The organism is Uliginosibacterium silvisoli, assembly GCF_036017035.1.
GTDB classification, from domain to species: domain Bacteria; phylum Pseudomonadota; class Gammaproteobacteria; order Burkholderiales; family Rhodocyclaceae; genus Viridibacterium; species Viridibacterium silvisoli.
Map to the genome: position 1 here is coordinate 245357 of NZ_JAYXHS010000004.1, position 21296 is coordinate 266652.

Here is a 21296-nt window from a genome sequence, read left to right on the forward strand (position 1 = left end):
GACTGGCTGCTCCCCGCATGCTCTGTCAGGCGCGCGCGTCACCCCAGCGCAAGGTCGATGTGTCGTCACCGACGTATATCGTATGACCGGCGCGGTCCACGCAGTAGGACGGTGACACGACCATCTCCTTGAATTTCATGCCCTCGCCGATCCGCGTGTATTCGAACAGCACCGAACGTTCGACGCGTGCGCCACGTCGCAGGTGGCTGCCGTGGCCGATCCATGACGGGCCGATGACTGCCGAGCCCGGTTCGATCTTCACACTTGACCCGATGTAGACGGGCCCTTCGATACGCACGTTTTCCCAGTCAATCGAAGTGTTCAGCCCGACCCAGATACCCGGCCGGATTTCCTTGCCGGGCATGTCCATCTGCGCCACTTCGCCGCTCAGGACCCGTTGCAGCACCGCCCAGAAGTCCGTGACTCGGCCGATGTCGATCCAGTTGAAGAAGCGCTTCTGCGCGTAGAAGGGCACTTCCCGCTCGACAAGCATCGGGAAGAGTTCGCTACCGATATCGAAGACGCGTTTCTCGGGAATCATGTAGGCCACGGCGGGCTCGAAGATGTAGATGCCGGTGCTGGCGAGCGTCGACTTCGCTTCTTCAGGCTTTGGCTTTTCCTGGAAAGAGCGGATGCGGCCGTTGCTGTCCGTGACGACGATGCCGTAGTTCACGACCTCTTGCAGGGGCACCTCGAGCGCCACAACGCTGGCGAGTGCTCCCTTCGATTTGTGTTCATGCAGGGCGGCGTTGATGTCCAGGTCGACGATTGCATCGCCGCAGATCACCAGCGTGGTTTCATCGAAGAAGCCGCTGTTGTCCTGAATCCTGCGTAATCCGCCGGCGGAGCCGCATGGGCGGGGCACGATCTCGCCGTGTTCAAACGCGCCCTCGTACGAATAGCCAATCTCCACGCCCCAGCGATGCCCGTCGCCGAAGTACTCCTCGATCTTGTGGTGCATGTAGGCGACATTCACCATGATCTCCTTGATGCCGTAGCGCGCAAGGTGCTCGATCAGATATTCCATCACGGGCTTGCCGAGAATCGGGATCATCGGCTTGGGTACATCCTTGGTCAGCGGTCTTACCCGCGTCCCCTGGCCTGCGGCCAGTATCAGTGCTTTTGCCATGGCGTTTCTCCTGTTCTAAGGGGATGGTTCGTGCTGTGTTCCTGTGGAGAGGTTTGCAGGTCGAGTAAGGAGAAGCGCACCACCGTGTGAGCTTGGGGGCGCTTGAGTCCTTCGCGTGCATGATCATCCGGCGCTGTCGGCGACAGCAAACGCCGTGCCTCGTTCCCGATGGCGCGCGAACTATGCGTTTCGGGTGATCTCTTTGTCATTCTCGGCCTGCTTCCTGCCTATCGAGTAATACTCCAGATCAAAACCGGCCACCAGCGCAGGTTGATAGATATTGCGGCCGTCGACGACGACGGGGTGACGCAGCTGCTTCTTGATACGGGAAAAGTCGGGGCTGCGGAATTCCTTCCACTCCGTGACGATGACGAGTGCATCTGCACCTTCCAGCGCATTGTCAGGGGTTGATGCATAGCCAAGAGATGGGCGCTCGCCCAATACTCGTTTTGCCTCCGTCATGGCGACCGGGTCGTAGGCGCAAATCGTGGCACCTCGTGCCAGCAAGGCCTCGATCAATACCAGGCTCGGTGCCTCGCGCATGTCGTCGGTGTCGGGTTTGAAAGCCAGCCCCCACAAGGCAAAGTGGTGGCCGCGCAGATCTTCCCCGAAGCGCTGTACAAGCTTCTTCTCGAGCACGCTTTTCTGTGTGTCGTTGGCGGCTTCTACCGCGGTGAGAACCTGCAGCGCGTGACCGTTGTCGTTGCCGGTCCTGATCAGCGCCTTCACATCCTTGGGGAAGCAGGATCCGCCGTAGCCGCAGCCCGCATAGAGAAAGCTGTAACCGATGCGTGGGTCCGAGCCGATGCCCTGGCGCACGAGTTCTATATCTGCGCCAAGCTTCTCGGCGAGAAGCGCCAGCTCGTTCATGAACGAGATGCGCGTAGCGAGCATGGCATTGGCCGCGTACTTGGTCAGCTCGGCACTGCGTACATCCATGACCAGCAACTTGTCGCGATTGCGCTGAAAGGGTGCGTACAGCGCACGCATGAGATGGATGGCCCGGTCGTCGTCAGCGCCTATGACAATGCGGTCTGGCTTCATGAAATCCTCCACCGCAGCGCCTTCCTTCAGGAACTCAGGATTGGATACCACGGAGTAGGGGAGCTGCACGTCGCGCTTTGCCAACTCGTCGGCAATTGCTGCGTGCACCTTGTCGGCGGTTCCAACCGGCACCGTGCTCTTGTCGACGATTACCTTGTAGTCCGTCATCAAACGACCAATGTTGCGCGCCGCTGCGAGCACGTATTGCAGGTCGGCAGAGCCATCTTCATCCGGCGGCGTGCCCACTGCGATGAACTGGATAGTGCCGAAGCGCACGGCCTCCTCTACATCGGTGGTGAAGTGCAGGCGACGCGCCGCAACATTGCGTGCCACCACGCCGTCGAGATCCGGTTCGAAGATCGGAATCTGTCCGTCCTTCAGCCTGGCAATCTTGCTGGCATCCAGATCGAGACAGAGTACGTCGTTCCCCATTTCTGCCAGGCAGGCGCCAGAGACGAGACCTACATAACCAGTGCCAATAACGGTGATCTTCATGATGTGTTGTACCGGTGAATTATCAGGGGGGTGTGAGCGAGGGCATGTGATGTGGCACGAAGGATGACTGCGCTATTTGCCATCACTTGCAGGCGCAAGCGGCCTTGCCGGGAGCATTCCGTTCGTCCTGGCTCTCGAGCGCAACCACGCCGTAATCCTCGTGGTGCTGTGCATGGCCGGATACTCGATGAACCGGAAAGTCACAAAACATGTAGCGATGAGTATGGGTGTCACTGCTGTTACGCATGCCCAGAACATGGTGGGCGAGAGGGCCCTGGATGCCTCCATGCCGATCACGAATCTGAACAGCACGAACAGCACAAGGCCGTGGAGCAGGTAGATGCTGTAAGTGACCTCGCCGAGCGTCCGGGAGACGGGGTGGCTGAGCAAGCCAAACAAGTTGTTTCCGCCTGCGAATATGGCGAATGCCATGAACAACAGGAATATCGAGGAGAACTGCTTGTAGGCGGAGGGGAACAGGAAAATAGCCGCACCGATACATGCCATGGCGACCAGCGATGCAGTCCTGGTGACCGCCCCCTGGCGGAAGAGGTCGTAGCGGACGACGACGGCTGTGGAGATGCCGCAGACAAACGAGAACCAGTGCAGCGTGCGTGGGTGCCACAGGAACGGCCCCAGCAAACCCAGGACGCTCAGCATCAGGAAGAAGCGAGGCGGTCTCAATCCAACGAGACAGGCAAGCGCGGGCAGGGAGAAATAGAAGAACCACTCGTGGCGCAATGTCCACGGGACGCCTGCGATGATCGTGAATGTATTCTCGATGCCGTTGATGTCTGGCTTGCCGAATGCCGCAAAGCCCACCCACCTTGCGACGCCAATAAGCACAGCGGAAAGGGGCTCATTGAGTTTCCAATCCGAAAGAATGGCGATGATTGTGAGAAACACCGCCATGGCAAATAGATATAACGGCGTCAGTCGCATCGCCCTCGAGACGAATAGCTTCGTCCAGTCCATTCCTTTGTGCCTGCTGTCGAGAATCTTGGTGAAGAACAGGAAGCCCGTAATCATGAAGAAGAAGACAACACTGGCCTGGCCGATGTTTGTGTAGAGAAGCGAAGGGGGCTCGGACCACACACCACTCTGGAGGTAGAAGTACCAGAAGGATGCGTGGTGAACGAACACGAAGAAAGCGAGGTAGCCGCGTAATCCGTCAATTGATGAAAACCGGTTCTGATCGGACGGCGCGCCCATCGTCTTCATGAACAGGAACGTCGTTGCAATAGCAACGACTAGCATCGATATCAGTGGCAAGGAGCTGGTCGGGTCCATTACAAACCTCCGGCGGCTACGGCAGTGACGAGCAAGCTGCGCAAGGATGCGTGGGCGGGAAGAGCCAATGTCTTGTCCATGGGAGCGCGCGTCCTTGGTGTGTCATGAGGTGGAGGCTGGCTGAGCCACGCGCGGTGCGGGATGCCGGGCAAAGATCTGCGGCAGCAGGCGGCGCAGTGCGAATCCGATCGGGGCTGCAGCGGCGATGCCGATCAGCGAGCTCAGTACGAGCCAGGTGGTCGAGTGCAGGAAGTGATCGGAGGCACCAAAGCCGAGCCGGGCCACGCCGGCCGAGAAATTCATCGTTACGGGATGGGTGCCGAAAATGATGAGTGAGTTGAACGCGAGCCAGCTCGTCAGGCCCCGGGCGGCGCGGCTGAGTGAGGCAAGCTGCAGCACGAAGGCGATGCCGAGAATTGCGCAGGCGAGATAAAGCAAGGGGCTGGGACCGAAATGGGCGGCGTTAAGGTCGACGCGCCCCATGTGCAAAGCCAGTGCTACGAATGTCAGCAACAGGAGGGGGAGGGCGGTTGCGCGGACGACGCGTGAGCCGGGCGCCATGTTCACGCCAGCATCACGTAGCAGTGAGCCGGCCGCGAGGAAAATCATGGCGACCCAGGCAATGTCCAGTCCCCAGGGCAAGCGCATGTCAGCCGCTGGCAGATACACCATGCAGATGAGCCCGGCCGTCAGGGCTATCGCCATCGTCGCGCGCGGCCCCACCCATTTACGCAGCGCAAGGTAGAGCAGCATTGTCGTGAACAGGCAGGGCAGGAACCAGAGTGCCGGATTGACGATCAGGCGGTCAGCCAGGCCGCTGGCGAAGCCGAGAAGCGGGTCGAACCATGACACTCCCGAGAACTTCTCGGCGCGCCCACCCCAGCGCAGCGACAGTAACCAATAGGCGAACGAGCCCGCAAAGAAAATCACATAGGGGCCGAGCAGGTCTCGCATCAGCCTGCGAACATGCTCCGCGAGCGGGCGTGCGACGCGCTCTGCAGAGAGCAGGTAGCCGGACAGGAAGAAAAACAGCGGCATGTGCATCGCATAGATGAGCGTTGCCGCCACAGGGGTAATGCCGCTGGCGTGACCGACCACCACCAGTACGATACCGATGGCCTTGGCCTCGTCGACGAGCGCGATGCGTCGGCTCGCTGTGGAGGTACGGACGACAGTGGCTTCGGGTGCCGCCTCGCGAGAGTTCGAAGGAGAGCGCACAAATGCGCTAGTACCGGATTGCATGTACTCCTCCGTGCGCGTCCTGTCGCCGACGAATGAGCTGGGCGATCATCAGCCGGATGCGCTCAAGTACCAGCATCGACACGAGCGACGCGCAGAAAATCACTGCGGTGGCGATAAGGGGGCCCAGGGCCTCGTGCGAGGCCAGCTGCGGCAACGGCAGTCTTGCGTAGACCAGCATCCATAGCGGGTGCACGATGTAGATGCCGAGAGAGTGCTGGCGCCCCCACTGCGAGAGTCGGCCACTGATTGCGGTGGCGTGATTGCGTGCCAGGGATATCAGCCCGACGGCCATGGGCAAGGTGCCAAGCAGGAACTGGTGTGCGAATGGAGAGGTCCCGGCATACCGCTGCAGCATGAGCACTTCGAGGAGTTGCAGCGCAGCGCCGCCGAAGGCGAGCGCCAGCGCGCTGCCATTCGCGAGCGTCGGACTGCGAGCCAGTACCAGTCCGATGAAGAGGCAAGGCAAGGCCAACAGATGGCGGAAGAATGCAAACGTGCCCTCCAGCCCATAGCCGGGAGGGAGGATCACGCTGTAGGAGCCCGAGAGCAGTGCCATCAGGATCAGCAGCGCGGAGACGTGTTTCAGCAAGCGTTTCGCGTTGCTCACCAGCAGCGTCTGCAGCAGTAGCAGGCCGATGATGAGCGCGCTGATGAACCACAAGTGGAAGTAGCTGCCGCTGCGCAGGAAATCGAACGAAAAGACCTCCTGCAGCGCGCCAGCGAACCCGCGGCTGATTATCAGTACCGGCAGGAATAGCAGTGAGGCAGCAACGAGCATGCGTATCAGGCGCGGCACCAGCAGCGCGATGCGTGTGGGGATCAGCGACAGGTCGCTGCCAAGGTGCAGGCCCGTCAGGATGAAGAAGAACGGCACCGCCCAGCGCATCTCAATGCGCACGAGGTTCCACGCCTGGCTGACCGTATCGATGGTGCCAACGTGTAGCCCGACAACGCACAGCGCGGCGAGCAGTCGCGTGGCGTCAAGGCTGTGATTGCGTGATTCGGTGTGCATGTTTCTGCTGGCCACTCAGGTCCGTTTGCCGTCGATGGAAGGGCGGCGGTCCATCAAGTAAAAGGCTGGCAGTCCGAGACTCGACGCAACAAAGATCAGCACGGCGGGCTGCCACGGTGAGTCTGTGTGCATCGCCAGCATCGATATGCCTGCTATCGCAAAACCAAGCATGGTGAGTGCGTGCGAGCTGAACAGGGCGGTAAAGCGTGACTCGGCGAGCGCCTCGGTCATCTTCAGCAGGCGCAACACGTGCGGCACGAAGGCAATGCACAAGGCATAGGCGGAGTAGTCCGCACGCAGGGGTGCTGCGAGGCCGAAGCGCGCGAGGATGACCCATAGAATCAGCATGCCCAGTACGGCCAGTACGTAGCCTGCCGACGTGATCACATTCATCCAGGTACGCATGCGCTGGCTGACCGTGCCGGCGATCAGGCGCGGATACAGGATCTGGTTGACGCCTTGCACAAGCGTCAGTGCGCGGTCGCAGAACGACCAGATGATTGCCAGCGAGGCCATCCCGCCAGGGGGGAGTAGATAACCGCTGGCCAGCACGAAGCCGCGGAAGCTCAGGATCTGCAGCAGCGAGTGGCCATACGCGCGCAGCGCGTAACTGCGCCCCGTGGCGCGTGCTGCGCTGCTGTCGCCATCGGCAATCGTGGAAGCCTGGCCGCCCAGGGAGACTTCGCGCGGCAGGCAATAGAGGTAGAGCAGCAGTTTGGCAAATGCCGCGCCGACATACAGATAGCCGACGACCCGCGCGCTGTGCGGGACCACGATTGCGACCAGCACCAGCAATACGATGTTGTGCAGCAGCTCGCCGAGCGCAAAGGTGCGGAAGGCATCGCGGCCCAGTGATACCGCCGTCAGCAGGGTGCCGAAGGTGGCGGTCGCCGCGATCATCAGCACGAGCCAGCTGTCGTAGTGCGACAGCTGTGCGATCACGAATGCAGCAAGCGATAGCAGCGCCAGCTGCAGAGCGTGCGGTGCGAGCATCTTGCGGATCACTTGTGGCGCCGCTTCCCCCGTTGCCAGGCGACGCACCACATCGTTGTAAAGTCCGAAAGACACGACCGGTACGAGAATCTGCGCCAGATTCCAGTTGAGAAAGTACTCGGCGTAGCCGGCACTGCCGAGGCCTCGGGTGAGCAAAAGCGTGGTGGCGAAGAACAGGCCTGCACCGATCACCTGGCGCATCGCATTGGAGACGAAGCGTCCAGCCAGTCCATTCGCGGCACCTCGCAGTCGCTCAAGCCGCATGGACGGACTCTCCCGGCGTCGTCACGCGCGCATACAGCTTGGCCAACTGCTGAACCTGTGTCTCGGCGGTGTAGCGGCTGCGCGAACTGCGCACCTGCATCGGTAGCGTGGGAATGGCTGTTGCCAGCATCTGCGTGATGTCGACGCCCTTGAGGTATTCCTCATCCGCCACCCTGAACATGTCGTCCGAGCCGAACAGCGCGACGTTGGCATCGCCCGCGAACACCATCTTGCCAAAAGCGGTTCCCGGCACGACAAGCTGAATGCCGGTGGCGTAGGCCTCCCAGTAGGAGAGCGTAAAAGTCGTGAAGATGGCCAGGTCGGCCGCGCAATAGACCGCGCGCAAACCGGCGGATGATGCAGGTGGCAGGATGATCTCATCACCCGGCCCCAGCTCGTCGATGGCTGCCTGCACCTCGGGCGCAATGGTGCCGATCAGGATCAGCCGGACTCCGGCTGCGCGGCATGCCTTCACCACGTCGGTAACACGCTTCATGACATGCAGCTTGCCTGACATCACGGCGACACGACTGTCGGGGGCGATGCCCAGTGTCTTGCGCGTGGCGTCGCGTTCGTCCGCCGAGAAATGGAAGCGTCGGGGGTCGGTACCCAGCGGCGCAAACATCGTTGGCACCTGTCGTGGCGTGCATGACAGGAAGTGGTCGCGGTTGGCAAGCACCGTGTGGCGTACGCAGTCCACGCACCACGAACCGGTAAAGATCAGGGCGCGACGCAGCAGGCTGTCTACGCGGCTGTACCAACGCGCGGTGCGGTCGCCGCGCTGCTCGTGGTCATAGACCACCGGTTTGCCGAACAAGCGGGCGAGCAGCGCGATGAGTACCGTGACGCCCTGGCGGAATTCGATGACATGCACTACATCTGCACTGCGGATGGCGCTGATGACGGGCAGGTACAGCACCAGGTCGCTGACGCGGAAGAAGACTTTGCGACGTAACAGCGTGACGCCGGTGGCCGCGCGGAACTCGTTGTCGCCCAAAGACGGATTGCTCGGCGTGGTGGCCCCGCGGCTGAAGCGCCAGGTCTGGCTCTGGTCGCCGCACATCAGCGTAACCGTGTGCCCGAGCGCAGCCAGTTCACTGGAGTAGGAATACTCACGGTAGGAAGGCAGCTCGCTCTCGAAGAAACCGCTGGCAATCAGGATGCGCATGAAAGTGTCCTTTGTTTGTGCGTGTGTATTCAGCCGGTGAGCACCATGCGTAGATCGGCGCGCAGACGGGCTGGGCCCACGCGAGGCAGCAGCAGGCGATTGACCAGTTGCACCTGCAGGGCGGTGATTGCGACGGACCACAGCAGGCAAGCGATCAGGATGAGGTACCACGGTGCCGTACCCGTGCCGTCAAAAGCCATCACGACCGGGATATGCCATAGATATATCCAGATGCTGTTCTGCCCTACGAATGAAACCAGCGCATGCAGACGCGGCTGTGTGGCCGCGTAGCGCGCCAGGGGGCGCGCGGCGAACCACGATGCAATGGAAAGCGGCAGGGCATAGCTCAGGTAGTACAGGGCAGGCGGGTACTTGAATTCCTGCGTTTGCACGAAACTGCCGACCAGACCTGCATGCCATAGCGCCAGCCCGCCGCAGATCGCAGCACTGGCCAATGCGATGGCCAGGAGCAGGCTGTCGGGCAAGCGGCCGGCGCGAAGACCCAGCCAAAAGACGAAGGCGTAGGGCAGCAGGTAGTGGGTAATCAACTCCACGCGTGCGGCGGGCGTGCCTGCAACGAGCAGGGAGATCGACCAAAGCAAAGCGGCTGACAGCGCGTAGAGCCCCAGCCAGTAGATCAGCCACTGGCGATTGTCGGGAAGCGAGGCATCTACATGCGCGATCAGCGGCGCCACCAGCGCGACCAGGAGGAAGACGCGGATCACCCACACGAAGCCGATGCCGGAGCCAAGGAAGAAGCTGCTCAACATGGTGTGTGTATCGGGCGCTGCGCTGCCATTCAGCGCATGTAGTACCAGGAAGTAGCCGGCCAGGAAGACCCACACCGGAATCACCAGTCGCTTGAAGCGCTTCCATACATACGCGCCCCATTGCGTGACGGCCGAAGACAAAGCGAAGGACATCCCGGCGGCGATGACCAGCATCGGCACATCGAAGTTGCGCAGCTGGAACAGCCATTCCGGCGGGCTGACATGTGCCAGCATCACGAGCACCAGGCCGATGGCGCGTAGCAGGTCGATGGCTTCGTTGCGGGCCGTGCTCGCTGCAGAGAGGGGAGGATGGAGGTTTGTCATGAGGAAGCATCCGCCGCAGTGACCGAAGCTGCCACGACCGTGGCAGGCACTTCCTCGGAGAGGTTTTCAACGAGTTGCGCAACGGCGAGCCCGAATGCCCGGCCTGAGCAATGTCTTGAGAAGCTGAGGCGATTGCGTGCGATCTGCTCGGCACGACAGGCCGGATCCTGCATACGGAGGACGGCTTCGAAGCCGGTGGCCAGATCGCCTACCGCGAACAGGTTGCGCTCATCGAGATAGGCACGCGTGCCTGGGATGTCGCTGGCCACCACGGGCAGGCCCAGGGCCATTGCCTCCAGCATGACCAGCGGCACGCCTTCGAAGCGCGAGGGCAGCAGCAACACATCATGGGCTGTCAGCGTGTCGAGGGTATTGGCCCACGGCGCGAGCTGTACGAGTTGTTCAAGTGCGCGCGAGCGGCTACGCAGGCTTTCAAGGCGGGACAGGTAGGGGCCATCGCCGACAATGGATACGACAAGCTTGCCGACGAGTTCCGGACGCGCGCCCAGATAGGCCATCAGCATGTCCAGCCCCTTCTGGAGGGCGTCGAGTCGTCCGAATACGAGCACGCGCAGCGGTTTGCTCAGGGCACGCACGGGCTGGTCGGCCGTGTCGGCACCTGCCTGCTCGATGGCGGGCGCAACGGCATTGGGCAGGCAGGCAACGGGGCCACTCGGGCGGGCCCATGCCTGGAAGCTGCGCGCCTGATCGGGTGTGATGGTGATCCAGCCGTGAGGCAGCTTTGCCAGCAGGTTGCGAACGACAGCATCTTTCAGCCAGGCATGGCGATAGCCCATCGTCGAGAACGAGTCCACCAGCGGCACATACACGATGCAGCGGCATCCACTCAGGCGGGTGGCCAATACGGTTTCCAGATAGCCCAGGTGACCGTTGGCAACGATGCACAGGTCAGGTTGCTCGTGGCGTATGGCGGCAATGATCGCGCGCGCCTGATCCCATAGCGTGCGCAGGCGTCCAAGGATTTTTCCGGGGGCCGCAGGTGCTGCGGGGTCGGCGAGACGGTGATCGCTCAGCCATTCCTGACCCTTCTCCGCCAGCGGTGTGTTGCTGCGTGCGAGCAGGCGCGGCTGGACATGCCCTTGCGCTGAAATCTCCTGCATCAGGCGCAGCAGCATCACCTCGTGGCCGCCGAAGCCCTTGGCGCTGTCAATGAAAAGCCAGCGTCGTTTCATGCCTGTAGTCCCTGGCGTGTAGCGGCGAGCGCAGCAATGCCTTGCAGGGCCGAGCGCAGGTTGCTGCCACGATCACGCCAGTGAAACAGCTCGCTGGCCGAGCGCAGCGCGCCCGTCTGCATCGCATCGAGTTGCGAGACTTCGTCGATGTTGCGCACGATGTCGTCGACGAGTGACTGCATGTCACCGCTGCAGATCATCTGGCTGCGTACGTTGTGGGGCAAACCGGCTGCAGCATCCGTGAGCGTGGCGACGGGCACGCGGCCGAAGATGTAGTCGAGAAATTTCAGCTTGAAGCCGCCGCCGATCAATTCCGGCACGACGGCCACGCGAGCCGACTCAAAGTAGGGGGCAACGCTGTCTACAAAGCCGTGGAAGTGCGTGGCGCGCACATTCGGCTGGAGCTCGGCCAGCAGTTCGGCAGGCACGTCACCCATGACATCCAGAACGATGTTGTTGGCATGGAACCTGGCATCGGCAATGGCCAGGAAGCGACGCAGATTTTCCTGTTTGACGACCCAGCGGAACGAACCGACCATCACGACGCGGCGTGGCGTCGCACTGGTGATCGTGCGTTCCGGTGCTGTCCAGCCAGAGTATCCCGGCGTAAGCGCCACGCTGGGGCGGCTTGGGGCCTGGGCGCCAAATCGCGCGGCGTCCTCGTCGGTGATGGTGGTGATGAGGTCCACCTTGCGCGCCATGCGACGCTCAAGTGCCTTCACCTTCAGATAGTTCTGCCACAGGGCAGCGCGATGCAGGGCATTGCCTTGCGCGTTGCGGGCCATATCGCGCCACAGGCTGGCTTCATGGTTATGCGATACATGGACCAGCAGGGGGCGGGGGCGGTTGTCGTTACTGGCCGCCAGGACCTGCGACAAGGCCCAGCCTGATCCATAGCTATCGAGCACGATCACATCCCATTCTTCGCTCAACTGCTCCGCCAGCAATGCGCGGGCGTTGGTCGTGGCGTGTGAGGCGGCTGCGATCGGCAGCGTGCTGAACAAGGCAGAGCGCTGGCTGCGTTTCTTGCCGGCGACGACGACCCATTCCACCGGCCAGTCGGGTGGCGTTACCTGGTGATCGGCGGCGAAACCGAAAAAGCGGACCAGCGCGCCATTCTGGGCAAATGAGTGTGCGAGATTGGCGGAGTAGATCTTGTCGCCGGCATCAAGCGGAAAGGGGATGTCGCGGGCTATCCACAGGCATTTCAGCATGCTGGGTCTCCAGTCATTTGGTTGTGGGCGCGGCGGCGGGAGCGCTGGCCGGCACGGCATAGCCTGATTGCGGCCCGAAGTTCTCCCGATAGGCAGCGCCAGCTGCGGGTTGCAGGCCGTTGGAGAGCTTCGCGTTGAAGCTCGAGGTCTCGTCCCAGTAGGTGTGGTAGATGACGTTGTTGGCGCGGATGAACGCCGCCATCTGGTTGATGAAGAACGCGTCGTCCCCACCACCCGTGCCGCTTGCATTGGTGCCGGTACCCCATTCGGAGAACGAGATCGGTTTGCCGTGCAGAGCGGCAAACTTGCGTAGCCACTCAAGGCCGTTCGGTGCCGTCAGGAGCTCGTTCCAGCGCGCCACCGGATCGGTCTTGTAGCGCCAGGACACGTTGTAGATATCCATGCCGATGATGTCGACATAGGCGTCACCGGGATAGACGAGCGCCGGGTCGATCTGTCGCGTGCCGTGCGCGGTGCTCCAGTCGAAACGGAAATTGGCGCCGGGCACACTGCGCATCGCGGTGACGATGCGACGCCAGTACAGCACCCAGTTCGTCGGATCGGCGGCGGCGCGCCAGGTGAACCACTCGGCGTTGAACTCCCAGCCGATGCGGAGGATCAGGTCGCCATAGCCAGCGGCCACGAGCTTGGTGGCAATCGTGCGGAAGTACTCGTCATAGGCGCCGCTGGCGCCGAGTGCCAGGGTGTCGCCACCTGCGCGTGGCAGCATGGAGATGGAAAGGGCTGGGCGGCGTCCCGCTTTCTTCCAGCAGCCGGTCCACCACTCGGTCTGCGTCAGATGCAGCCACGAGCGGTCATCCAGATAGTCGAGCATCAGGTCGGGTTCGCGGCCCAGCCATGCCGCAAATTGTGGAATGCGTCCGGTGCCGGTGCAGCCGGGGCCTTGTTGTACACCCAGCAGCGGCGTCGGCCGGCCAGCGCTGGTGTTCATCGTCAATGATGGATCTGCGCCCAGCTTGTCGAGCGGGCCGGAAGGCGGTTGGCTGCAGGCAGCCAGCAGCACTGCACTGGTGACAGCGATGGTGTGCCGGAAGCTGCGCAGGCGCAGCGGGTGAGCAACAGGAAGGTTCAAGGAGAAGTTCATGAGGAGACTCCCGGTGAAACCGCCTCCGCATCAATGAATGAATCCGTTTCAGAAATGCCGAGAGGGTATCGGTTGAGTACGTCGCTTTGCGACACGGTTCGACGTATCTGGGCGGGGTTTCCGACAACAAGGCTGAGTGGTGGAATGTCTGTCGTGACGAATGCGCCACCAAGAATGCGGCTGCCGCGGCCGACGGTGATGTCGCCAACCACGATTGCGTGCGGGCCGATCCATACCTCGTCTTCGATGACGGGGTAGCCTGTGCTGCGGACGCCCTGGGCGTCGATGCGATCTCCCTGACCAATGGTCACACCGTGATACAGCGTTACGTTGCTGCCGATGCGGACCTTCTTGTTGATGACCATGCCCCAGCCATGCTGGATCGACAGTGCACTGCCGATCTCTGTCTGCCAGGGCAGATCCATCCCGCCGTGGTGGCGGGCAAAGCGGTGAAGCAGCTGGCACAAGGGCAACAGCATGCGCAATGGCCACGCAGCATTCGCCAGCGCCTGGCACAAACGCAGCGTGAAGATGGCCATGAAACTGCGTTGCGTCACGAGCGAACGAACAAGTGCAAGCCACGAGGTACTGCGGCGCAAGCGCCAGACATCTCCAGCCAGTGGAGTGGAGGTATTCATGCTCATGATTTCACCCTGCCAGTGATGGCAACAGCGGCGCTGGAAGAGGGGGCTGGCCTGCTGTCGCCGGATCTGCGCAGGTAGCGGCGCATCCAGGCCGAGAAGTGCTGTTCGAAAGCCGTATAGGTTGCCCACGAGAGCAGCACCGACAGCAAGAGCGACAACACGCAGAAAACCGCCAGGATCAGGGAAGGCGCACTGCCTACCAGCAGAAGCAGGCAGACCTTCTTGACGGCAAACATCACCATGCTGCTGACGAGATAAAAACTGAAACTGATCGTGCCGAGGAACTGGAAGCTGCTCGTCTCCAGCAGCCGCACGATATGACCTCTGCGCGCCGTCACGCAGGCGAAGCAGTGCAGTGCTGCAAGGAAAGCGATGAGCGTGCAGACCCATTGCTTCGGCTGCAGCCAGATTGCGCTGTCATAGAACGGCGAAGCGTTGCCCGCGTCGGTGCTACCCCATGCCAGCAGGAAGACCAGCAGGCTGAGCGTGGGGTAGCGCAACCAGCGCTGCAGCGAAGGCAAACTGTCGCGCAACAGGAAGACGATCACGCCTGGCGCAAAGAACAGGAAGCGAGGCATCGCAATCACGCATGCTGCAAACAGCGCGATGGCCAGCCAGCAAGCGCTGCGTTGGTACCCCTGGCTTGCTCGCCACCAGACCAGCCCGGCTCCTATATAGAACAGCCACTCATAGCTGAGACTCCACGACGCGGGATGCGTCATCTGCAGTGGCAGCAAGGGCGGCAGCAGCAACAGATTGGTCAAGCTCAGTACCAGCCATTCGCTGGTCGACGTATCGGAGAAGATGCGCCAGCCTAGGAACGGGCCGAGTATGCAGATGGCCAGGTGCAGGGGCGCCCAGAGCGAAAAAATGCGCACGAAACGATCGGTATAGAAGCGCGGGAGCGAACCATGCCGCACCAGGCTGCCGACGATGACGAAGCCGCTGATCATGAAGAACATCTCGACACCGAACTTCAGCGTGCTGAACAGGAAGGGCGCCACCTGCATCAACCCGCCCTCGGCGGGCCACTCGACGATGCCGGAATTGAAAACATGAAATGCGAAGATGAACAGCGCACACAATCCGCGCAGGCCATTGATGGCCGGATTGAAGCCGGCCTTGTCTGCACGTGAATGGGTCGTTGCGCCTTGAGACATGACTCAGCCCTGCACCGAGTTACGTGCGGAGGTTGCGGGCGTCCAGGTCTGGAACAGGTCACCTCGAATCGAACGCCACACGCCGATGCCGACACCCGTCAGGGCCAGCACGATGTCGGAGATACGCGAGAGTGCCGGCACCGACCAACGTGCGCCGACATACAAGGCCAGCGGCGCGCTGATCACCAAAGCCAGGGCGGCCCAATGCCAACCTGCCAGCGCCAGTGCAAGACTGAAGCTCAGGCCGGACGCAACAAGGAAGTAGATCGTGAACCAGCGCACCAGCTTGTGCGACAGGTACTTGTAGAGCGTGAGCGCATCGAGCTTGCGGAGGTGCGGCCAGATCAGGCGATGCACATTGAAGGCCTGGCAGGCGATGCGTACCTTGCGGCGGAATTCCTCCTGCGAGTTCGAGGCCGACTCCTCATACGCACGCACATCAGTCGCTTGCAGGATGCGATAGCCCGCGCACAGGATCATGAACGAGACGTACATGTCGTCGATGATGTGATCAGGAGGGGAGCTGTGCAGGCTGCGGCGGATGGCGAAGAGCGAACCGTCAGCACCCATGATCGAGCCCGAGCGTTGCTCCTGACGCTTGATGTATTCCTCCAGACGCCAGTAGATCGACCCCGACGCTGCGGTAATCGACTGGTCAGCATTGGTGTAGATCAGGTTGCCGCATACGCAGCCAGTCTGGGGGTCGGCGAAGTAGGGGCGCAGCCGGTCGAGCGCTTCCATGTCGAGCATGACGTTGGCGTCAGTGAAAACAATGATGGAGGCCGTCGCCTTGGCCACCAGCAGATTCATGCCGTGCGTCTTGCCGTGGCGTTCGGTTGCGACGTGCAGGGTGATGCGGTCAGCGTAGGGCGCCAGTAGTTCGGCGGTGCGGTCGCTCGCGTTGTCTACATAGACAAGAATCTCGAGCCCCGGCTCACGTTCGCGCAGCGCCAGCAGGTTGCGCATCTTGGCTTCGATGACCTTCTCTTCGTTGTAGGCGCACATGCAGATGGCGAAGGTGTGCGGCTTGTGCGTGTCGAGATTGGTCGTGCCGTCGTGAGCATCGCGTCCTCCGCTTTCACGATCGGGCAGGAAGCGCAAGGAGAGCGGGTAGGTCACGAAGGGGTGCATCGCGACGAGCAGCAGGACGATGCCAAAGAGAGTGAAAAAGGTAATCACGGTCAGGTTCCTTCAATCAATGCAGATTCGTTGCTGCCCGGACGCGACTGCGTCGGGGTCGATCTTCTGTCTGCGGCGCCGCGCGCCGCGCGCGCCCAGCTGCTGGTGTCAGGACGCGGCCAGATGAGCAGGCTCAAGGCGATGCCCGGGAAGAGGAGCGTGAAGGTGCCGCCCAGGAAGAAGATGACGGCCAGGATGAATTTGACGGCCAGCGGGGCTGCGTTGTCGAAGACTGCCCACAGCACATATCCAAGAAACAGGAAGGAGCCGACGATGCCGAGTTCCAGGATGGACTTGAAGAGTGTCATCTCCGCGGTAGGGAAGGGGCTGCGGTCGATGAGTGCCCGCGCCGAACCGGGCCCGTGGCCGAAGAGCGTGTAGTAGAGACTGTCTTGCGAGAAATGATTGAAGGTGAAGAAGCCGCCGAGAAAGCGTGCATAGCCGCTGGAGCCTGTGGACTGAGATGACAGCTCGCCCGAGCGGTTGATGAAGATGTCGAGGTTCAGGTAGGGCGAGAACACCGAGATCACTGCCGCGACGACGAGTATGTAGATCAGCAGGTCCCAACGCCGCTGGCTGACGATGAGTATCGGCATGGCCAGCGCCAGCGCCATGATGCCGGTGCCGGAATAAGACACGACGAGCGCGGCAAAGTAGAGCAGCGCGTGGAGTATGCGGTTGCGCGTGCTGAGCTCGGCGATGACGCCCAGCGCCATGAGCTGGCTGTAGACCGACGGCTCCAGCATCACGACGCCGTTGGAGCGATAGAGCGCGCTGCCATAGGCCAGCGGGCCCTCGTTCGCAAAGAGCGATACGCGCATGAACTCCGGAACGTAGTACTCCACGGGAAACAGCATTTCGTGGGGCAGGAAAAACTGCAGCAGATACTGTCCGAGGCCCAGTATCGCGATCAGCTTGCACAGGCCCAGGAGGACACCCAGTGCGTCGTCGAAGGTGACGCTGGTATTCGGGAAGCGGCATGCGAAGGGCAGGAACAGCACGATGAGCAGCGCAACCGATGGCAACGAGAAATGCTCGCCATGCAGCACGGGCAAACCCAGCGTGATCACCAGGATGAGCAGGAAGCACGCGAGTCGGATCGGGTCGAAGACGAGCGTGCCACGCAAGGCTTGCACGAAGATGACAATGAATGCCAAAGGCATTGCGAGTGCGAGGCCCTTCGCACCGAACGGCGGGATGGCGGCCTTGCCGAAAAGGGTGACGCCAAACAGGGGCGAGAACAGTAGCCAACGGTCGAACCAGCTGCGCTCATGGCTCGATGCGGGTGATACCCGATGTGCCGCTGACCCGGCGCCAGCAGGCGGTATCGGGCTCGAAATGGCAGGAGTGAACTGGATGGAAGAAGACATGTGTCGCTACTGACGTGCTCTGCGTGTGGGACAGCTTTTCGCCTGGAACTCTTTTCGGGTGGATCAAACGGCCGTTGCGGGCAGCGATCCCTTGCTGACCACGGAAATCGTTACGAGAAATTCAAAGCGTTCTTGCGGAGAGCGAAGTTGAGAGCGGAACTCTCTGGATTCGCGGTCAATGTCTTCCTTCAGTATTTGTTGAACAGGCTGCCAACCATCTGCACACCGAACTGGCGCAGATTCTCGGTTGTCTGTTGCAGCTGCTTTACCGCGCCGACATTGCGGCGGGCGACGATGACTGCGCCACGTGCGTGCGCGGAGATGATTTGCGCATCTGCCGAGGCAAGTGCTGCAGGTGTATCGATGAGAATGACGTCATAGCTCTCTGACGCAGCTTCAAGCAGGTGGGCAAAACCTGGCCGGCCCAGCAGCTCTTGCGGATTAGGAGGCGTGGCGCCAGCAGTGAGTACGCTCAGGGCACGCAGATCGGGGACGCGCTGGATGCAGCGGAAATCGCAACGCTCGGCGAGCAAGGCACTCAGGCCAATGCCGTTCTTCAGGCCAAACAATTCGTGCTGGCTGGGCTTGCGCATGTCTGCATCGATCAACAACGTGCGCTCGCCGAGCTGCGAGAACACGACAGCGAGATTGGCGGTGAGCCAGCTGCGCCCGGCGCGTGCCTCAGGGCTGACGATCGCCAGCGCATTGTTTCCGGCGGTGCCAAACCAGCGCAGCATGAGCTGGCTGCGCAACGCGCGCAGATCTTCCACGACTTTGCTTTGTGGCTTCCAGGCGGCGACGAGCGCCTTGGGAAGGGCGCTGCCGCCGGTGCTGACTTGCGGCAGGTAGGCGTAGTCGAACTGCTGCGCCAAGGCAAAGTCGATATCGTCTGCATTGAGCAACTTGAGAGAAAGCGCCGCATCGCCAAAGCGCATGTTCTTCTCGCGTTGCAGCTTCATGATGCGTTCGGCATCAACCGGGTGGAGCCGGCCGGCATCGACGAGAATGCCGCCGATGGGACGGCTTGCCTGGTGATTTCTATTAGGTGCTTCGTACGGCGCGTTCATTGGATGCTCCTGCAACTTTCGTTCTGGTGCTCATGCTTCAGCGCGGCAACTGTCACTGCGGATGCTCGTGCCAGCCGGTGTGTCTAGCCGCTAGGCGGCCGACACGCCGCCCAGCATCGGAATCAGCAGTGCATCGCGTAGATCGCTTTCGCTGCGCACGCGTTTGTCGAGCCGCTCACTGACGAGGACGATGGCTATGCCGACCAACAGCCCCAGCATGAGCGCGACCAATATGTTGAGTGCGGGGCGCGGACTTACCGGACGCAACGGCGTCACGGCCGGCGTGACAACCATGACATTCGCCGTCTGGCTCTGGCTCTCGAGGCTGGTCTGCGCGAGACGCTGCGTCACGAGGTCATATGCACGCTGCGCGTTAGCTACGTCTGCTTGCAGGAAACCGATCTCGTCGCGCTGCTTGGTAATGGCCAGAACGCGGCGCTTCTGCGCTTCGAGGGCGCTGCGGAGAACGCTTTCGCGTTCCTGGTTGATGCGGTTATTGGTACCGATGGCCGTGGCCACGCGCTTCGATTCCGCGGCGATGCGTTCCCGCAATGCGGCGATCTCGCTGTCCGCGCGCTGCATGTCCGGATGGGCTGAGCCGACCCGACCGGCGAGTTCCTCGCGTTTCGCCTCCATGCGTGCAAGCTCGGTCTTGAGCGTGCCAACCATGGGATTCGCCATGACTTCAGGGAGTGTGTCCACATTGCCGGAGGTCTGGCGCTGGCGCGAAGCGCTGTCGGCAGTGATCCCTTGCAAGGCAACAAGCTGCGTGGAGAGTTCGGCGAGGCGGGCGTTCTCGACGTCGAGCTTGGCGTCGCTCTCCACAATGCCACTGGAGCGCTGGTATTCCGATAGCCTGATCTGCGCCTTCTCCAGCGCATCGCGACTGGTGGTGGTGCGTTCGCCAAACCAGTTTGCATACTCCTTGGCGGGCTCCACCTTCAGTTCCAGATTCGTGGTGATGTAGGCGCGAGCGACCGCGTTTGCGACCTTTGATGCCATGGCCGGATCGGTCCAGATCGCCGTGATGTCAATGAGATTGCCATCGTGGGAGGCACGTACGCTGAGGCGACTCAAGAGAAAACCGCACAACCATTCCTTGATATCGCCGTGGCCACCCGTACTGCGCTGCCAGGCCGCAATATGTGCAGGGTCCTTGTCCAATGCCAGAAACTCGATCACACGGCGCATCACGCGATTACTGTTGATCACGCCTACCTGGGTCGCAAGGTAGTTGGCCGTTGCGGGCGGCATTACTACCGCGCCAGAGACCGGATCGGCACTCTTGATGTCGACAACGACGGTTGCCGTCGCGCTGTATTTCTTCTCCATGAACTGCGTTGCGCCTGCCACCAGGGCAACACACACGGCGATGCTGAGCGCCAGCGTGAGCCAGCGTGCGCGCAATACGCGGACGAGTTGATCGATGCTCATTGCGGGCTCCCGGTGTGGCTGTCAGTGCAGGAAAATCTCGTCGCGCATATCCAGCGCGTGGCGCATGTTGCGCGATTGGCCGGTCCGCTCACTTCACGGCGCTGAACGCAAATAGCCGGAGGCTCCTGGGGTTTCATGAGGTGATCCACTAGAAGATGCTTTCGCGGACGAAGACAACATCGTTGGGTTGAAGTTGTTCATCCATCTTCGGCTCGATCACCACGACCTTGCCGTTGGCATTCCTTCGACTGACCTGGATCCCCTTGAGGCTGCCGCGCGGGGTGCTGCCGCCGCCTGCGGCGACCGCTTGCATGAGCATCATGTCGCGATCCAGCCGGAAGATGCCAGGGTGCTGGACTTCGCCGTAGATGAAGAAGACTGGCGCTGGATTGACGTAGATGGAGTCGCCGCCGGCGAGAAGAATGTCGTTTGTAAAGTCGCCGCTGTTGTACATGGCAGGCACATCCAGTTGCTGGCGAAATGCCTTGCCGTGCCGCGTGCCACTGACGATGACTGTGTTGCCACCTTTCTCGGCGATGCCTCCCGCCATGGCAAGCATGTCCGAGACGCGCACATTGTTTGTCTCCAGGGGATAGCGACCGGGCTTGTTGACCAGGCCGAGCACTGCCACCTGATTACCGCGAACCTCCTGCAGCAGCACGATGACTTGAGGCTTCACGACCAGGCGGCCGTCGGCGAGTTGTTTTGCAATCAATGCCTCGGCTTGTGCGACGGTGAGGCCACCGATCTGCACCCCGCCAAGGAGAGGGAAGCTGATTCGACCGCTTTCTGCAACCCGCGTGTCGGTCGTCAGGTCGGGGTTTTGGTAGACTTGGATATGGACGATGTCGCCGGGTGCCAACACATAGTCATTGGGCACCGCGCTGCCGGTAGCCTCCTGCGCTGTCGAGAGCGTGGAATGCGACAACAGGAGCAAGGCCGTGACCGCGATGACCAGCGCCGACAACAGGGTTCGGATGGACTTGCTGGACTGCATCACATTCGCTTTGTGGAGGACTCGCAAAATTGGAATTTCCTGATTGATTAAATATTTGAATGAGAGCCAGATGTAGATGCCTCAGCACTTTGCGTGCCCAAGTGCGGGTTTTCCGCGAGGGACTTTCGACGATTGGTGCGGCGCACCAAAAACAGGAAAAATTTGCATCAAATCGTAAATTTTGCACCGCACCAAAACCTTT

General features: G+C 61.4%; 18 protein-coding genes. All 18 read right to left on the reverse strand.

The window, feature by feature from the left end:
* Nucleotides 1–25: 25 nt before the first annotated feature.
* Entirely contained in the window at nucleotides 26–1129 is a 1104-nt protein-coding gene (locus VVD49_RS18995; RefSeq protein ID WP_327600801.1) for an NDP-sugar synthase, read from the reverse strand.
* Between the two features lie 180 nt (nucleotides 1130–1309).
* A complete protein-coding gene (locus VVD49_RS19000; RefSeq protein WP_327600802.1) occupies nucleotides 1310–2668 on the reverse strand; it encodes a UDP-glucose dehydrogenase family protein in 1359 nt (452 codons plus the stop codon).
* A gap of 72 nt (nucleotides 2669–2740) precedes the next feature.
* Complete coding sequence (locus VVD49_RS19005) at nucleotides 2741–3958, reverse strand: acyltransferase family protein (RefSeq protein ID WP_327600803.1); 1218 nt, start codon at nucleotides 3956–3958, stop codon at nucleotides 2741–2743.
* Between the two features lie 102 nt (nucleotides 3959–4060).
* The gene (locus VVD49_RS19010) at nucleotides 4061–5200 is read right to left on the reverse strand and encodes an acyltransferase family protein (protein ID WP_327600804.1); all 1140 of its coding nucleotides are present in this window, start codon (nucleotides 5198–5200) and stop codon (nucleotides 4061–4063) included.
* Complete coding sequence (locus VVD49_RS19015) at nucleotides 5184–6212, reverse strand: acyltransferase (protein WP_327600805.1); 1029 nt, start codon at nucleotides 6210–6212, stop codon at nucleotides 5184–5186. Before VVD49_RS19015 ends, VVD49_RS19010 begins: the two co-directional genes overlap by 17 nt.
* 15 nt (nucleotides 6213–6227) lie before the next feature.
* Entirely contained in the window at nucleotides 6228–7469 is a 1242-nt protein-coding gene (locus VVD49_RS19020; RefSeq protein ID WP_327600806.1) for a hypothetical protein, read from the reverse strand.
* Nucleotides 7459–8637 (reverse strand): glycosyltransferase family protein, encoded by a 1179-nt coding sequence (locus VVD49_RS19025; protein WP_327600807.1) that lies wholly within the window; start codon nucleotides 8635–8637, stop codon nucleotides 7459–7461. Before VVD49_RS19025 ends, VVD49_RS19020 begins: the two co-directional genes overlap by 11 nt.
* Before the next feature lie 29 nt (nucleotides 8638–8666).
* Nucleotides 8667–9731, reverse strand: a complete 1065-nt coding sequence (locus tag VVD49_RS19030) for an acyltransferase (RefSeq protein ID WP_327600808.1) — start codon at nucleotides 9729–9731, stop codon at nucleotides 8667–8669.
* The gene (locus tag VVD49_RS19035) at nucleotides 9728–10924 is read right to left on the reverse strand and encodes a glycosyltransferase family 4 protein (protein ID WP_327600809.1); all 1197 of its coding nucleotides are present in this window, start codon (nucleotides 10922–10924) and stop codon (nucleotides 9728–9730) included. Before VVD49_RS19035 ends, VVD49_RS19030 begins: the two co-directional genes overlap by 4 nt.
* Nucleotides 10921–12138 (reverse strand): glycosyltransferase, encoded by a 1218-nt coding sequence (locus VVD49_RS19040; protein ID WP_327600810.1) that lies wholly within the window; start codon nucleotides 12136–12138, stop codon nucleotides 10921–10923. Before VVD49_RS19040 ends, VVD49_RS19035 begins: the two co-directional genes overlap by 4 nt.
* Before the next feature lie 13 nt (nucleotides 12139–12151).
* A complete protein-coding gene (locus VVD49_RS19045; RefSeq protein ID WP_327600811.1) occupies nucleotides 12152–13243 on the reverse strand; it encodes a glycoside hydrolase family 26 protein in 1092 nt (363 codons plus the stop codon).
* On the reverse strand, nucleotides 13240–13887 hold the full coding sequence (locus VVD49_RS19050; RefSeq protein WP_327600812.1) for a serine O-acetyltransferase: 648 nt from the start codon (nucleotides 13885–13887) through the stop codon (nucleotides 13240–13242). The genes VVD49_RS19045 and VVD49_RS19050 overlap by 4 nt, the downstream gene beginning before the upstream one ends.
* The gene (locus VVD49_RS19055) at nucleotides 13884–15047 is read right to left on the reverse strand and encodes an acyltransferase family protein (RefSeq protein WP_327600813.1); all 1164 of its coding nucleotides are present in this window, start codon (nucleotides 15045–15047) and stop codon (nucleotides 13884–13886) included. The genes VVD49_RS19050 and VVD49_RS19055 overlap by 4 nt, the downstream gene beginning before the upstream one ends.
* A gap of 3 nt (nucleotides 15048–15050) precedes the next feature.
* Nucleotides 15051–16226, reverse strand: coding sequence for a glycosyltransferase (locus VVD49_RS19060; protein WP_327600814.1), 1176 nt, complete (start codon nucleotides 16224–16226; stop codon nucleotides 15051–15053).
* A 2-nt stretch (nucleotides 16227–16228) separates the two neighbouring features.
* Entirely contained in the window at nucleotides 16229–17596 is a 1368-nt protein-coding gene (locus VVD49_RS19065; protein ID WP_327600815.1) for a hypothetical protein, read from the reverse strand.
* Nucleotides 17597–17784: 188 nt separating this feature from the next.
* Nucleotides 17785–18663, reverse strand: a complete 879-nt coding sequence (epsG, locus tag VVD49_RS19070; RefSeq protein WP_327600816.1) for a chain length determinant protein tyrosine kinase EpsG — start codon at nucleotides 18661–18663, stop codon at nucleotides 17785–17787.
* A gap of 90 nt (nucleotides 18664–18753) precedes the next feature.
* Nucleotides 18754–20097, reverse strand: coding sequence for a chain length determinant protein EpsF (gene epsF / locus VVD49_RS19075; RefSeq protein WP_327600817.1), 1344 nt, complete (start codon nucleotides 20095–20097; stop codon nucleotides 18754–18756).
* 148 nt (nucleotides 20098–20245) lie between these two features.
* Entirely contained in the window at nucleotides 20246–21094 is an 849-nt protein-coding gene (gene epsE / locus VVD49_RS19080) for a polysaccharide export protein EpsE (RefSeq protein ID WP_327600818.1), read from the reverse strand.
* Nucleotides 21095–21296 lie beyond the last annotated feature (202 nt).

Coding starts and splice junctions, on each gene's coding strand:
- VVD49_RS19050 (WP_327600812.1), bottom strand. CDS start 13,887: ATGAGCATGAATACCTCCACTCCACTGGCTGGAGATGTCTGGCGCTTG.
- VVD49_RS19065 (WP_327600815.1), bottom strand. CDS start 17,596: ATGTCTTCTTCCATCCAGTTCACTCCTGCCATTTCGAGCCCGATACCG.
- VVD49_RS19000 (WP_327600802.1), bottom strand. CDS start 2,668: ATGAAGATCACCGTTATTGGCACTGGTTATGTAGGTCTCGTCTCTGGC.
- VVD49_RS19015 (WP_327600805.1), bottom strand. CDS start 6,212: ATGCACACCGAATCACGCAATCACAGCCTTGACGCCACGCGACTGCTC.
- VVD49_RS19005 (WP_327600803.1), bottom strand. CDS start 3,958: ATGGACCCGACCAGCTCCTTGCCACTGATATCGATGCTAGTCGTTGCT.
- VVD49_RS19040 (WP_327600810.1), bottom strand. CDS start 12,138: ATGCTGAAATGCCTGTGGATAGCCCGCGACATCCCCTTTCCGCTTGAT.
- epsG (WP_327600816.1), bottom strand. CDS start 18,663: ATGAACGCGCCGTACGAAGCACCTAATAGAAATCACCAGGCAAGCCGT.
- VVD49_RS19035 (WP_327600809.1), bottom strand. CDS start 10,924: ATGAAACGACGCTGGCTTTTCATTGACAGCGCCAAGGGCTTCGGCGGC.
- VVD49_RS19010 (WP_327600804.1), bottom strand. CDS start 5,200: ATGCAATCCGGTACTAGCGCATTTGTGCGCTCTCCTTCGAACTCTCGC.
- VVD49_RS18995 (WP_327600801.1), bottom strand. CDS start 1,129: ATGGCAAAAGCACTGATACTGGCCGCAGGCCAGGGGACGCGGGTAAGA.
- VVD49_RS19030 (WP_327600808.1), bottom strand. CDS start 9,731: ATGACAAACCTCCATCCTCCCCTCTCTGCAGCGAGCACGGCCCGCAAC.
- epsF (WP_327600817.1), bottom strand. CDS start 20,097: ATGAGCATCGATCAACTCGTCCGCGTATTGCGCGCACGCTGGCTCACG.
- VVD49_RS19055 (WP_327600813.1), bottom strand. CDS start 15,047: ATGTCTCAAGGCGCAACGACCCATTCACGTGCAGACAAGGCCGGCTTC.
- VVD49_RS19025 (WP_327600807.1), bottom strand. CDS start 8,637: ATGCGCATCCTGATTGCCAGCGGTTTCTTCGAGAGCGAGCTGCCTTCC.
- epsE (WP_327600818.1), bottom strand. CDS start 21,094: ATGCAGTCCAGCAAGTCCATCCGAACCCTGTTGTCGGCGCTGGTCATC.
- VVD49_RS19020 (WP_327600806.1), bottom strand. CDS start 7,469: ATGCGGCTTGAGCGACTGCGAGGTGCCGCGAATGGACTGGCTGGACGC.
- VVD49_RS19045 (WP_327600811.1), bottom strand. CDS start 13,243: ATGAACTTCTCCTTGAACCTTCCTGTTGCTCACCCGCTGCGCCTGCGC.